Origin of the sequence: Xanthomonas sp. BRIP62415 (genome assembly GCF_003993515.1) — a bacterium.
Classification (GTDB): Bacteria; Pseudomonadota; Gammaproteobacteria; order Xanthomonadales; family Xanthomonadaceae; genus Xanthomonas; species Xanthomonas euroxanthea.
The window spans coordinates 34,346-48,567 of record NZ_QEZH01000018.1 but is presented as its reverse complement, the minus strand read 5'-3'; the positions used below and the strand labels follow the sequence as shown (position 1 = coordinate 48,567).

General features: G+C 64.7%; 12 protein-coding genes. 1 reads left to right on the top strand and 11 read right to left on the bottom strand.

The features are described from left to right. Nucleotides 1-91: 91 nt before the first annotated feature. Nucleotides 92-3,232: an efflux RND transporter permease subunit gene (locus tag EO141_RS06015; RefSeq protein ID WP_127168737.1), complete on the top strand. Its 3,141-nt coding sequence runs from the start codon at nt 92-94 to the stop codon at nt 3,230-3,232. Nucleotides 3,233-4,113: 881 nt separating this feature from the next. Here EO141_RS06015 and EO141_RS06005 read toward each other — a convergent pair. From EO141_RS06005 to EO141_RS05955, 11 genes are all read right to left on the bottom strand, one after another. After that, complete coding sequence (locus EO141_RS06005; RefSeq protein WP_127168736.1) at nt 4,114-5,481, bottom strand: VOC family protein; 1,368 nt, start codon at nt 5,479-5,481, stop codon at nt 4,114-4,116. A 159-nt stretch (nt 5,482-5,640) separates the two neighbouring features. After that, complete coding sequence (locus EO141_RS06000) at nt 5,641-6,258, bottom strand: hypothetical protein (protein ID WP_127168735.1); 618 nt, start codon at nt 6,256-6,258, stop codon at nt 5,641-5,643. A gap of 29 nt (nt 6,259-6,287) precedes the next feature. After that, nucleotides 6,288-6,863 carry a hypothetical protein gene (locus tag EO141_RS05995; RefSeq protein ID WP_127168734.1) on the bottom strand — a complete coding sequence of 192 codons (576 nt, stop codon included), beginning with the start codon at nt 6,861-6,863 and terminating at the stop codon, nt 6,288-6,290. Nucleotides 6,864-7,120: 257 nt separating this feature from the next. After that, nucleotides 7,121-7,879: an HAD family hydrolase gene (locus EO141_RS05990; protein WP_127168733.1), complete on the bottom strand. Its 759-nt coding sequence runs from the start codon at nt 7,877-7,879 to the stop codon at nt 7,121-7,123. Between the two features lie 37 nt (nt 7,880-7,916). After that, a complete protein-coding gene (locus EO141_RS05985; RefSeq protein ID WP_206514785.1) occupies nt 7,917-8,324 on the bottom strand; it encodes an EF-hand domain-containing protein in 408 nt (135 codons plus the stop codon). A gap of 300 nt (nt 8,325-8,624) precedes the next feature. Next, on the bottom strand, nt 8,625-8,987 hold the full coding sequence (locus EO141_RS05980; protein ID WP_104584111.1) for an EF-hand domain-containing protein: 363 nt from the start codon (nt 8,985-8,987) through the stop codon (nt 8,625-8,627). A 224-nt stretch (nt 8,988-9,211) separates the two neighbouring features. After that, nucleotides 9,212-9,589 (bottom strand): hypothetical protein, encoded by a 378-nt coding sequence (locus EO141_RS05975; RefSeq protein WP_119131680.1) that lies wholly within the window; start codon nt 9,587-9,589, stop codon nt 9,212-9,214. 137 nt (nt 9,590-9,726) lie between these two features. Then, nucleotides 9,727-9,924, bottom strand: coding sequence for a CPXCG motif-containing cysteine-rich protein (locus EO141_RS05970; RefSeq protein ID WP_104584113.1), 198 nt, complete (start codon nt 9,922-9,924; stop codon nt 9,727-9,729). A gap of 77 nt (nt 9,925-10,001) precedes the next feature. Continuing rightward, entirely contained in the window at nt 10,002-10,709 is a 708-nt protein-coding gene (locus tag EO141_RS05965) for a M15 family metallopeptidase (RefSeq protein WP_127168860.1), read from the bottom strand. Between the two features lie 278 nt (nt 10,710-10,987). Continuing rightward, on the bottom strand, nt 10,988-12,943 hold the full coding sequence (locus EO141_RS05960) for an XVIPCD domain-containing protein (protein ID WP_127168731.1): 1,956 nt from the start codon (nt 12,941-12,943) through the stop codon (nt 10,988-10,990). Nucleotides 12,944-13,073: 130 nt separating this feature from the next. Next, nucleotides 13,074-14,120, bottom strand: a complete 1,047-nt coding sequence (locus tag EO141_RS05955) for a hypothetical protein (RefSeq protein WP_241236626.1) — start codon at nt 14,118-14,120, stop codon at nt 13,074-13,076. Nucleotides 14,121-14,222: the final 102 nt, after the last annotated feature.

Sequence of the window (14,222 nt, the reverse complement as noted above, 5' to 3'; positions counted from 1 at the left end):
CACGCACGCGTGGCAGTCGCTTTGGTTTCGGCTTTGGTTCTGGCCTTTCCCGAATCCCTAATCCCGATTCCCAAATCCCGGCACCACAGCCATGAACATCTCCGCGCCTTTCATCAAGCGCCCGATCGGCACCGCGCTGCTGGCGATCGGTTTGTTCGTGATCGGATTGATGTGCTACCTGCGGCTGGGCGTGGCGGCGTTGCCGAACATCCAGATCCCGGTGATCTTCGTGCACGCCACGCAGTCCGGCGCCGATGCCAGCACCATGGCCTCCACCGTCACCGCGCCACTGGAACGCCATCTGGGCCAGCTGCCCGGCATCGACCGCATGCGCTCCTCCAGTTCGGAGAGCAGCAGCCTGGTGGTGCTGGTGTTCCAGAGCAATCGCAACATCGATTCGGCCGCGCAGGACGTGCAGACCGCGATCAACTCCTCGCAGTCGGACCTGCCGTCCGGGCTCGGCACGCCGATCTATTCGAAAGCCAATCCGAACGACGACCCGGTCATCGCCATCGCGCTGACCTCGGACACGCAATCGGCCGATGAGCTCTACAACGTTGCCGACTCGCTGCTGGCGCAACGGCTGCGCCAGATCACCGGCATCAGTTCGGTCGACATCGCAGGCGCCTCCACGCCGGCGGTCCGCGTGGACGTGGACCTGCGTGCGCTCAACGCGCTGGGCCTGACCCCGGACGACCTGCGCAACGCGGTGCGCGCGGCCAACGTCACTTCGCCGACCGGGTTTTTGTCCGACGGCAACACCACCATGGCGATCGTGGCCAACGATTCGGTGTCCAAGGCCGCCGACTTCGCGCAGCTGGCAATCTCCACACAGTCCAATGGGCGCATCGTGCGGCTGGGCGACGTGGCCACCGTCTACGACGGCCAGCAGGATGCCTACCAGGCGGCCTGGTTCGACGGCAAGCCGGCGGTGGTGATGTATGCCTTCACCCGCGCCGGCGCCAACATCGTCGAAACCGTGGACCAGGTAAAGGCGCAGATTCCCGAGCTGCGCGCCTACCTGCAGCCCGGCACCACGCTGACGCCCTACTTCGACCGAACCCCGACCATCCGCGCCTCGCTGCACGAGGTGCAGGCCACGCTGATGATCAGCCTGGTGATGGTGATCCTGACCATGGCACTGTTTCTGCGCCGCCTGGCCCCGACGCTGATCGCGGCGGTCACCGTGCCGCTGTCGCTGGCCGGCTCGGCGCTGGTGATGTACGTACTGGGCTTCACCTTGAACAACCTCAGCCTGCTGGCGCTGGTGATCGCCATTGGCTTTGTGGTCGACGATGCGATCGTGGTGATCGAAAACATCATGCGGCATCTGGACGAAGGCATGCCGCGTCTGGATGCCGCATTGGCCGGTGCGCGCGAGATCGGCTTCACCATCGTGTCGATCACTGCCTCGCTGGTGGCGGTGTTCATTCCGATGCTGTTTGCCAGCGGCATGATCGGCGCGTTCTTCCGCGAGTTCACCGTGACCCTGGTGGCGGCGATCGTGGTGTCGATGCTGGTGTCGCTGACCTTGACGCCGGCGTTGTGCAGCCGCTTTCTGTCCGCGCACACAGAACCGGAAAAACCTAGCCGTTTCGGCGCCTGGCTTGACCGCATGCACGAGCGCATGCTCGCGGTGTACACGGTGGCGCTGGATTTCTCGCTGCGGCACGCCTTGCTGCTGTCGCTGACGCCGCTGCTGCTGATCGCCGCCACCGTCTTCCTCGGCGGCGCGGTCAAGAAGGGCTCGTTCCCGGCGCAGGACACCGGCCTGATCTGGGGCCGCGCCAATTCCAGCGCGACGGTGTCGTTTGCCGACATGGTCAGCCGCCAGCGCCGCATCACCGACATGTTGATGGGCGACCCGGCGGTGAAGACCGTCGGTGCACGGCTGGGTTCCGGTCGCCAGGGTTCCAGTGCGTCGTTCAACATCGAATTGAAGAAGCGCGACGAAGGCCGCCGCGAGACCACCGCACAAGTGGTCGCGCGCCTGAGCGCCAAGGCCGACCGTTACCCGGATCTGGATCTGCGTCTGCGCGCGATCCAGGACCTGCCCAGCGACGGAGGCGGCGGCACCAGCCAGGGCGCGCAGTACCGTGTCTCGCTGCAGGGCAACGACCTCGCCCAGCTGCAGGAATGGTTGCCCAAACTGCAGGCCGCGTTGAAGAAGAATCCGCGCCTGCGCGATGTCGGCACCGACGTGGATACCTCGGGCCTGCGCCAGAACATCGTGATCGACCGCGCCAAGGCCGCGCGCCTGGGCATTTCGGTCGGTGCCATCGATGGCGCGCTGTATGGCGCGTTCGGCCAGCGCTCCATTTCCACCATCTATTCGGATCTCAACCAGTACAGCGTGGTGGTCAACGCACTGCCCTCGCAGACGGCAACGCCCAAGGCGCTGGATCAGGTGTTCGTGCCCAATCGCGCCGGCCTGATGGTGCCGATTACCTCCGTCGCCACCCAGGTGCCCGGGCTGGCGCCGCCGCAGATCGTCCACGAAAACCAGTACACCACGATGGATCTGAGCTACAACCTCGCACCGGGCGTGAGCACCGGCGAGGCGGACCTGATCATCAAGTCCACCGTGGAGGGCTTGCGCATGCCCGACGGCATCCGCCTCAGCGGCGACGACAGCTTCAACGTGCAACTCAGCCCCAACTCGATGGGCGTGTTGCTGCTGGCCGCGGTGCTCACCGTCTACATCGTGCTGGGCATGCTGTACGAGAGCCTGATCCACCCGGTGACCATCCTGTCCACGCTACCGGCCGCCGGCGTCGGCGCGCTGCTGGCGTTGTTCCTCACCAACACGGAATTGTCGGTGATCTCGATGATCGCGTTGGTGCTGCTGATCGGCATCGTCAAGAAGAACGCGATCATGATGATCGACTTCGCGCTGGTGGCGCAGCGCGTGCACGGCATGGATGCGCGCGCGGCTGCGCGCGAAGCCTCGATCGTGCGCTTCCGCCCGATCATGATGACCACGATGGTGGCGATCCTGGCCGCAGTCCCGCTGGCGGTGGGCCTGGGCGAAGGCTCGGAGCTGCGCCGCCCGCTGGGCATCGCGATGATCGGCGGGCTGATCTTCTCGCAGGGCCTGACCCTGCTCAGCACCCCGGCGCTGTACGTGATCTTCTCCTGCCTGAGCGAACGCTGGAAGGCGCGGCGCGCACGCGCGCGTGCACGCCGCGCCGAGCGCGCGGCGGCACGGCGCCCGGCAACCTCGGCGCACTGAGCCTGCTCAAAAGACCGCACCCCGCCGGACGCGTGCGGTCTTTGTTTGGGTAACAGATCGGGCTGTTTTTTTACTAAGCTCACCGCCATATGGATGGCGCAGGCTTTCTGGTTCCCGTCGGTACACGACCACGTTGGCAGGTGCGGTGCCCTCGCCGCTTGCGGGACCGTGTGGCGGCATGGATGCCGCCACCGCGCCTACATGGGCGTACTTGCGGCGTGCCCCGCAAGTGCTGAGGACACCTCGCCCTCGACATGCTCGGCGTTGACTGAACTCAAACGATGCTAAGAGTCGAATTTTTGGATGTCTTGGTGTGATTGGGCAGTACTGATGGATCAGTCCTAGAGTGGCTGATCTGTGGGTTGGCTGCGGGGCCCTTGCCCGCCCACCATCGCAGGACACGCCGCAAGTACGTCCCTGTAGGCTCTTACGCGGCATCCATGCCGCGTAAGGTCCCGCGACGGTGGGCGGGCAAGGACCCATTGAGATGGTCGGTGCGCATGGTGCAAGCAATGCATGACGCGCATTGTTCGGTAACGGCGCGCCCACTCAGCCTCCCAAGACGGGCAGAGCAGACGCGAGGTTTCAACACGTCGACGGCAACCGTCTCAGCGTTCCCAGAGCAGGCGTAGCGATGGCTTTTTTTGACCCGACAACCGACCGACGTCCTGGTGCGGTGCCCTCGCCGCTTGCGGGACCGTGTGGCGGCATGGATGCCGCCACCGCGCCTACATGGACGTACTTGCGGCGTGTTCCGCAAGTGGTGAGGGCACCGCGCCCTCGACTCACCAAGCTTTTGACCAATGCACCGCGCGATCACGCCACGCGCGACAGGGCCGGCAGATCGCAGGCCTGCACACGCACGCGCCGCGGCGGGACCGCTACACCAGCAACGCCTGCAGCGACGCCCGTTCCAGCTGTGCGTACAACGCGCACTCATCGTGTACCTGCGCACCCAGCGCCTGTTCGAAGCTGCGCTTGCTCGAATGGGCGGCGTAGGCGCGTTGCTCGGCGCCGCCGAGATTGGACTGGAAGATGCCGGCCGCACTCACCGGCAGGAAGTCTTCATAGATGATCGGGTCGGCGCTGAGCAGACCGAGCGCAATCGCGGTTTCTGCCGGCAGTGCCGCCACTTGCGCGGGGTCGGCACGTCCGGCCTCGGTCAGCGCGTAGCGGAAATAGCCCAGGCCTTCCTGACGCAGCACGGCTTCGTCGTCGGGAAACGCCACGAACGCGGTCTGCAGGCGCGTGGCGTAATCGACGCCGGTGCTGCCCGCGCCATCGCTGTCGCGGGCCTGCGCCAAGAGCGCGTCATACAGCGCGCGACCCTTGGGGGTCAGTGCGAGTCCGCGCTGTTCGATCTCGCCGAAGCGTGCGGTATGCGTGCCGTGCTCGGCCTGCCCGCTGTCGCCGACAAAGCGCACCGGCTCCTCCAGGGCCTTGAAGCTGGTCTGGCGCAGCAGGATCGGCACACGCCGACGCGGCGGCCCCTCGATCACCGCCTTGGCATCGATACCGGCGCGCTGCATCTGCGCCTGCGCCGCATCGATATCCAGCGTGCGTGGCGTCAGGTGATTGATATGCGGGCCGTGGAAACTCACCACGTCGGCAATCAGCTTGTGCGCCTCGCTCAACGCGCGGTAGGTCGGCAGCGACACCGTGGCATCGCCATGCCAGCGGAAGGTTTCCAGCGCTTCGGCCACGAAGTGCTGCGCCTGCGCCGCTTCCAGCCCGCCGTGGCGCTCATGCTGCTCGATCAGCTCCAGCGCAGCGGCGGTGAAAATCTGCCGCTGTTCGAGGATCTGCGCAGCCTGCGCACGCAGCGCGGTGTCCTCGATCAATTCCAGCCGCAACAAGGAAGTGAACACGCGGAATGGATTGGCCGACAGCGCCGCCTCGTCGATCGGGCGGAACGCGGTGGAATGCACCGGCACCCCGGCCACCGACAAATCGTAATACCCCACCGGATGCATGCCCATCACTGCAAACAGCCGCCGCAGCGTGGCCAGTTCCTGCGCCGTGCCGACCCGGATGGCGCCATGCCGTTCCAGATCCAGCCGCGCGCGCTCGTCATTGCGCTGCAGGCGCGCGGCCAGGGCCGGATCGGCGCTCAGGGTATCGGCGTTGACCTGCGCCACCAGCGTCATCAGGTCGCCGTACAACGGCACCTCGGCGCGATACATGTCCGACATCGCCTGCGCGAACAGGTTGCGGATGTGATCGGGGGAGACAAACACGGTATCGCGCATGGGCTGGTCTTGGCAGTGCCGGCCAACGCCGGCGTTGCCGCATTCTCGCCGACCGCGCCCCGCGGCGACCAGCTGCACGGCAGCATCGCGTCCGCGCGTTGCCGCGCAGACAGCCGCGGCCGTAGCACGCCCGCCTCCGGCGAAGCGCCTTGCGCCGCGTTACAACCCCGCCTGCGCTGCGGCGTCGGCCGCCTCGCTGGCCTCGCGCGCAGCCTCCAGCCGCTGCGCATAATCGCCGAGCTGGCGACGCAGCAGTGCGTCCAGGGTGATCGGCCGTTCCCAGCGGTCGTAGCTGGCGACGATGGCATGCCGCAGCGCGCGCAGATGCGCGTTATCCGGTGCCACCGACAGCCGCGTGATCACGCCCTCCCAGCCGTCATGATGGTCGCGCGTGTAGGCGCGCACACTTTCGCGGCACGACAGCTGCACCGTGTGCGCCCACGCGCAGGCGAAGTAGATGTCGCCGGCATGCCAGCCATGCACCTGCAACAGCGCCTGCACATAGCCGCGCGGGGTCTCGGTATAGCGGGCAACCTCATCGATGAAACTGTCGGGATAGCGCTGCGCATAGCTGCCCATATCGGCAAGATGCTGGTCCACCCACGCATCGCCGGTGCCGGGCATCACCGCCGGCGCAGCCTCTTGCGCCGGGATGCCGGCAGCCGGCGCCGGTACGCCCTGTGCCATTGCCAGCGCCGGAGCCAGAAGGGCAGCCAGCAGTGGCAGCGATCGCAACCGAGGTGAGCGGAAGGCAGGCATGCCCCGATGATGCCGCATGCACGCGCCGGTGTCAGGCCACACGCGTGTCAGCGCAGATCGTAAAAGCCGATGGAATGCACTTCGCGGCAGCCGCTCAGGTCGCAGGAGCCCACGTAACCGGGACCGATGTAACGCTGACGCGCATCGCGGTTGTGCGGGCTGCTGTACGGGTCCGGCCCGTACAGGCCGTTGCCGTAGTAGATCTGCCCATACGGACGGTTGCGCGATGCACCAAACCGTAGCTCACGGCCATAGCCATAACCGCTATAGGCACCGCCGTATCGTGCATCGGAATATCGATCGGCCGAAAACGCAGAACCGCGATCGCCCGCAGTCGGGCGGGACTGCAATGTCGCGATGCTCTGGCCGTGCGCATCCACATAGCCTTGCTCTCGGTCGAAGCGGACGGTGCGGAAATACACGGTCTCCCCACCCACCTTGCGCGTGCGAAGACGCACATAGTCGCCCGCATCGTCGTAGTACGGCTGCCCGTCGCGAAAGATCACCTCGCTCGGGTTGATGATTTCTTCTTCCAGCTCGGCCGCCGCAAGCGGCGTGGCGCCCACAAGCAGCCCCAGCGCAACGGCCAGCACTGCACGATGGATGACGGACAACATGTTCATGGGCAATCCCTCCAAGGTCGGCCACGCACGCCTGGTGGCCGGAACGTCCTGTTGGCGGGCACTGCGATACGCCCGCATGTTGATTCATAGCATCTGCAAACCGGCGCCTCGGTCACGCCCGCCCCTGGCTCCTGCAGCCGAGGTGGAAAATCCAGCCACTATCACGGCGGTGCGATGACCTAAGGCGAGTCGACACGGAGCAGGTATCCCAAGCGGCCGCGGCCGCTCCCCATGCCCGCAGACGCGTGCCGCGGTGCTCAGCTTAGCGCGTGCTGCCTGGCCAGTGCATCCAGGCCATGCACTGCCGCCGGCCAGCCGGCGGCGTCGGGCACTTCGCGCATGCGCGGTTCGTCGGCGGCCACCCCGTGCTCCTGCTCGTGCGCCCAGGTGACCGCGTACGGGGTGTAGATCCCCCAGCCGCCGATGGCCAGCACCGGCTCCACGTCCGAGCGCAGGGAATTGCCGATCATCACAAAGCGCTGCGCCGGCAGGTCGAACTCGCCCAGCACGCGCGCATAGGTGTGGGGATCCTTTTCGGACACCACCTCCACGCGCAGAAACAGATCGGCCAGACCGGACTGCTCGATCTTCTGCTCCTGATGGAACAGGTCGCCCTTGGTGATCAGCACCACCGCATAGTCGGCGGCGATCGCGCTGACCGCCTCGCGCACGCCGGCAATCACCTCCACCGGGTGCTGCAGCGTGGCCCGGCCGATTTCGACGATGCGCTGGATGTCGCGTGCATCGATGCGCGCCTGCGTCAGTTCGATCGCTGTCTCGATCATCGACAGCGTCATGCCCTTGGCGCCGTAGCCGAACACCTTGAGATTGCGCCGTTCCACCGCCAGCAGATGCTGCTGCATGCGGCTGTCGCCCAGATCCAGATACGCGGCCAGGATCGCTTCGAAATCCGCCTCGGCAGTGCGGTAATAGTCCTCGCTTTTCCAGAGGGTATCGTCGCCGTCGAAGCCGACCAGTTGGATCGCCTGGCCGTCGCGCTGTGCAAGAGAGCTCATCGCGACAGTTTAGCAGCGCACTGGAGCGCTGCTGCGATCAATCCCCTGCGGCATCACCCGGGCCGGGCTGGTAGCTGGCAAATTCGTCGCGCGACAGGCGCCCATCGCCATTGCTGTCGAAGCCTGCAAAATTCTCGCGCAGGACGGGGTCGGCGCCGGCTTCGGCCGGGGTCAATGCACCATCGGCATCGCTGTCCAGGCTGCGGAAGGTGCGTGGCGCCAGCGTGCCGGCTTGTGGCACCAGCGCGGCCTCTGCCCCACCCTTGGCGCCCGATGGCGCGGCAGCGTCGGCCGGTAGCAAGGGCGTGGTGGCAGGCGACGGTGGGTCGATCGGCAACGGCGCCATTACCGGTGCTGCCGGTCCTGCGCTGGAAGACCCCGCACGCGGCGGGTTGGCGGGCGGCAACTCTGGCGGCGCCGCCAGGGCCCACAATGGGTTCGACAGGCCGATTAACACGGCAATGCGCGGCAGCATGGGCATGTGCCAAGGAGACGGGCCGGCGAATGTAGCGCGGCGCACGTAAAGAAAACGGGAGCGACCCTGGCAGATCGCTCCCGCGTGTCCATCCTGTTACCTGGTCATACTGCTATTTGCTCAAGTACATGCCCGAGCCGGGCATCTGACAGCGATGCTGCGGATCGAACCGCTGTTCAAACAACTGCGACTGCGGAAGCTGCCTCCTGGTATCGAAAGAACTGTCAGCAAACGAATTCACTGCGTTGCGTACTCCTCCCTCAGTTGCCCTCAGTTGCCTTGCGACCCGCTTGCCGCGGCGCCGCCCTGCTGCTTGACGACAAACGCCTTGTATTCATCCGGGGTCAGTTTGCCGTTCTTGTCCGAATCGGCGTCATTGAAGATCTGCGCGAGCCCGGCGTTGACCTGGGCCTCTTGCGTGCTGATGGCGCCGTCGCTGTCGGTGTCGACACTCGCCCAGGTCTGGCCGCCGCCGGATTGCGCAGGCTGCGCCGCAGTGGTGGCAGAACTTCCCGACTGGGCCGACGTCGCGGCGGCATCCTGCTGCGTACTCTGCGCCATGGCCGGCAGCGCCAGGGCGGCGGCAAGAGCGGCGGTGGCGGCGAGCAGCGAGGTGCGGTTGCGATTCTTCATTGGGTGGTCTCCTTGGCTTGGGAATGCGCGGTGTCGCCGCACATGGCCCCACCTTACCCAGCCCGAATGAACGTAAAACCCGCTGCAATTTCCTGCAAAACATCCTCTTAACCACCCGCCGAATGTTTGCGTCTAGTCGTCTGTTAGACCTCGGTGAGCCAAACAGAAGCACCGCATTCAATGCATGGAAATATGCGAACCACGCCGCATTTCAGTGCGTAGTTTTACGCGGTCGGCGCCTCGTCGTCCCAGCTGCCGGAGCTGAACAGTTTCCAACCCACCACGACGCCCGCGATCGCCCCGGCCACTTCCAGCACCACGCGCGATCCCAATTCATTCGGATCGTGGATCCTGGCCAGTGCCAGACGCGCGTAGAGCGGCGACTCCAGCCGCACGATGCTGGTATAGACAAGATTCCAGATGTCGTAGCCGCCGCCGATGGCGACCGCGAGCAGACAGGCAATGCCCAGCGTGTGCCCGTGGCTGAAGTGCAGACGCCGGCCGAGGTGCTCGACCGCCGCGAAGACCAGCACGCCCAGCACCAACGCGATCAGGCCAGCCTCCAGTGAACCGAGCAGACCGAAGTGCAGGGGCAGATTCATCGTGACGATCCAGGCAGCAGGCGCATCAGTCTAGCGGTTGCGGGGGATGGATCCCGGCCAGAGCCGCAGGCGCGAGCGGTGATGCGAACGAGGCTGGGCCGGGTGATCCAGCTGCCCGATCCTGCGACACCCCGCGCTCACGCATCGTCCTGCCCGCGCGCGCGCACCTGCGCTTCGCCTTCTTCATCCCATTGCACGCTGACCGAGATCGGCTTGCAGCACACCTGGCAATCTTCGATGTAATGCTGGTCGCCGCCGGTCAGATCCAGCGTCAGGGTGATCCACTCCCCGCAATACGGGCAGGCGATATCGACAAAGCGTTCCGGGTCGGACATGGCAATTCCTTGCAGCGGCTTGGAGTGATGGACAACAGGGATAGTGCGGTGCCGCGTCACCGCCTGCGGCGCGTCATTCAGTTGACCGGCACATCGAACGCGGTCTCCGGCATCGGCTCGGGGCGGAACGTGAAGTGCCACCACTCCATCGGATAGTTGGCAAATCCCTCCGCCGCCATCGCATGCAACAACTGCTGGCGGTGGGCACGCTGTACCGGGCTGATGTCGCGCGCATCGGTATGCGCACGCGCATCGAAGAAATCGAACTCGGTGCCCATCTCCACCGGCTGGCATGGGCCGTGCCGGCAGTCCAGCAGCCCCAGGTCCAGCGTTGCGCCGCGGCTATGCCCGGAGGTCTCGGCGATGTAGTCCCCCAGCAGCGCGCGTTTGTCCACGCGCGGGTAGTGCTGCGCCTTGGTCGACTGGTCCTGCAGATCCGCAGCCCAGGCCACGAATGCCTGCACCGCCCGCACCGGCCGGTAGCAATCGAACACCTGCAGTCGATAGCCCTGGGGCTTGAGCGACCGCGCTACCCGCGCCAGGGCCTCCGCGGCCGGACGCAGCAAATAGCAGGTGGGCGCCAGATACCCTGGCACCACGCGCCCGGTGAAGTTGTTGCTGCCCGCATAACGCATGTCCACCGCGATTTCCGGCGCGAGGTCCTGCACATTGACCAGACCGGCTTGTGCGGCGGTCGTTGCCGGCGAGAGGATGGGAGCCGCTTGCACGTTGGGGACTGCGCAGAGAAGAAGCAGCGCGGGCACCTGCCATCTGATGCGTTGCAGGGTGCATGCGAGGTGGTGCGATATGAGGTGTACGGGGGATCGTGCCTGCGTCATGCGCCAAGCATAAGCCACGACAGGCAAAGTGCCTGCACAGAAGCGCTCGAACAAGCAAAGCGTATGGGTCGCTTTACGAACAACGGCTCGGGACCGACATACAGGATTGCTGCACCAGCCATCAGCGCGTCCACGCGAGATTCAACCTCCTGCGTGATCGCCAGTCCGGTCGAATGCCGGCTGGCGATCGCTATCTCACGAATTCGCAACCTGACTAGACGTACCTAGCGCGCAGGACCCGACTGTGTCTGGGTGGTCTGCGTACGCTGCTGATCCTCCTGACTCTGCCGCTGCGTCTCCGCTGTGAGCTGTTGCTGGCTCTGCTCCAGCGGCACCAATGCGGCCTGCTGCTTGTCCACATAGGCACGATTCACATCGAGCGGGTTGTTGGGATTGCGCTCCACCGCGATCAATCCCTTGCCATTGGTGCTAGGCACCAACTCGTCGATACGCGACATCCCACTGACCTTGGCTTCGAATGCGATTTGGCCGGCGGCACGCTGCATTTCGTCGCGACTATTGAAGCCACCATTCGGCCCATGCTTCTGAAGATGGTCCATTGCCTGCTTGACCAAAGGATCTACCGGACGTTGCGCTTCGACAGCGGCAGAAGCGGGGAGCTTGGCCTCGCCGCTATTCCGAGTCTGGCCCTGTTGCTTGCCCAGCGCTTCGAGCGTGGCCTTGTCGGCAATACCGGTTGGATCCAGGCCCTTCTCGCGCTGCAGGTTTGCCACCACTTCCTTGGTCTTGTCGCCGTAATAGCCGGTGCCGGACAGCAACTTGCCACTGTTGTCCTTCATCCCAAGTTCGATCAGGGCCTGCTGCATTGCCTTTACATCCGCACCTTCCTCCCCCGGTCGCAACGATGTGCGCGTTTGATGGTCCTGATTCTGTGACTGTGTCTGTTGCTTGTCCTGCAGCAGGTCGCGCGCCTTGGCGAACGGATCGGACACAAACAACTTGGCGTTCTGGTTGTCGGCCAGATACTTGTCCAACGGCATGGTATTGACGCCCTTTGTGCCGCTGGACTGGCTGACCTGCAGCTCGCCACTCTTCGGGTCGCGCACCACCATCAGGATGTGGTCGATGCCCTTCCAGTGGTCATGCCCCGAATTCCGGCTGGCATCCACCCCGATGACCATGCCTTCCTTCAGCACACCGGGCTTGAAGACGTCCTGGCCTTGTAGCAGCACGCCGGAATTATCAAACGCTTTCTTGACAATGCCGCCGGAGCCAGTCATTCCTTGCACCAGCATGTCCTGGCGGCCGAAGACATCGCGGCCGGCCTTCTGATTGATCTCCCGCATTGTGGCGTTCTGCAACTCAGACACCCAGCCGGAGCAGTCGATGTAGCCCTGCTCCAGGTGCTTGCCGTCCACGCCGGGGTGGGAGAGCCTGTGGCCCTTGATATTGATCGCGTACTTCACATCGTCGTACTTGACACCCATCTCATACGCGGCGGTGAGCTTGATTGCGTCTTGATTGTCCTGCCCGGCCGCTGCAGCCGGATGCGACTGCACGCGGGCCGGCGCAGCCGGCTGTTGGGACTGGCCCTCGGCAACCGGCTTGATGCCCTTTTCCGGGATGGCGATATGGTCGAACTTGGTGTCCCAATACTTCAGAAAGGTCTTGGCCATGTCCTGATCGGACAGCTTCTTGAACTCGGCCAACGAGCTGCCGGTGTAAGCCTCGAACTGTTTGGCACCCGCCGCATCCTTTTCGCGCGGCACGTTGTTGATGATGTTCGCGCGCGTGTCTCCGCGTGCGAAGCTACCGTTGGCAACCGCCTGCTGGATCGACCGATAACCAGCAGCACCCTGCTGGTGCGCCATGTACATATCCAGCCCGTCGGGCTGCGGCTTGCCGGACAGGTACGGACGATTGTCTTTGTCGTGTTGGCGGGTCAGCGACCTCGCATTGTCCTGATATAAACGCGCCGCGGCATCGGTATTGGCCACCGCATCCAGTTCGCGGCCGCTGATGCCGTAGGCCGCAGCGGTACCCGGAGTGAACTGGAACAGTCCCTTGGCGCTGTTCGGGCCACGGCTGGCCTGCTCGTCGAACCTGCCGCCAGTTTCGATATAGGCGAAACGCATGAAATCGTCGACCGGAATATGCCGTTCCCTGGCCTCACGCTCGATGATGTCGAGGTTCTCGGCCTTCGTGTAATCGCGTGCCATCTCGTGTTACTCCTTGAGGTTGATATACGGCGCTGGGCGCCGACAAGGTCAACCGAGCTCGTCCATGAGCTAATTAGTGTGCGGTCAACAAGATTGTTCGGTGTTGCAGGTCGCGGGTTCTTGCTGTTCGCTAGACTGCTCTCGGCAGATACTGGCCACTCGCCTGGTCATGCACGTAGACCACCGCGTCGGATGCATCGAGCAAGCGCGCCCGGCCAGGGCCGGAAATGACGGTGCCCTGCAACGCCACCTGCACGGCAGGCATCCGCTCGCCGGGCACCGGCTGGAAGCTCAATGTGCCGATGCTGGAGACGTGCGGAACGATGCTTTCCTCGTCGCTGCTGACCTCGTTGTCTTCGCCGGCCGCAACCGTTCCACGGTAGATCCAGCCTTGGTAGTCGCCCAGGTCGTTCTTGTGCGGATCGAAGGTAAAGAGCGCAAAACCGAAACTAGTGACGCCATTGTCGAAGCTGGAGGTCGGCAGTGCCAATAGCAGGTGCCCGTTGTCCAGAATGTGCTGCAGCGGCTTGCGCGTTTCGTCGACCGCGTCGGCGCGCTCGTAGCCGCCGAAACGCCCCACGTACTGTTGCGCGTGGAACAGCATCCATGGCCGCTCGCTGTCCGGCGCGGTCAACAGAAACGTGGCCTGGCTGATCGACACGCCTTCGCCCGGATCCGGAACGGTCTCGGCTTCGTCGTTGCCGTACTTATTGGGCGTGGCATAGGCGAAACCGGTGTAGTAATGCTTGCCGCCCAGATCGAAATGCTGGCCATGCCAGAAACTGGCAACAGCGCCGTTATCGATCTCGTACGAAAGCGCGCCGTCCCCATCCATCCCATAAATCAGGTAGAGCACGCTGCCCGGATAGGGTGGTGCCACGGTCGTGACGGCTACTTGAGTGTCGTTGGACATGTGCAGAACATCCTGTAAGTGTTGAAGAGGCCGGAAACACAACTGCAATCCCGACACACCATGCCGCGTTATCCGGAAAGCCGCCCTGCTACGCATCACGGACATGGCCCGCCCCACAGAGACGCAGCTGTCGCAGGCGCGGCTTCGGACAGAAAACGGTGAATTGCAATCCGGCCCCAAGGCAGGGGCGGTGATGGCGATTCGCGCATGGCAAACCGCAAGCCGGCGATCCGCTCCGGCATTTCGGGCGAGTGCAGCATCCATTGCCGCTCGCGAATGACTCGCCTGATCATCAGGCCCCGTGGGCGAATCTTATCCAGTTCCCGCATCCGAAACCAGCCGGCCCTGCCGGCCATTCCGCATCCC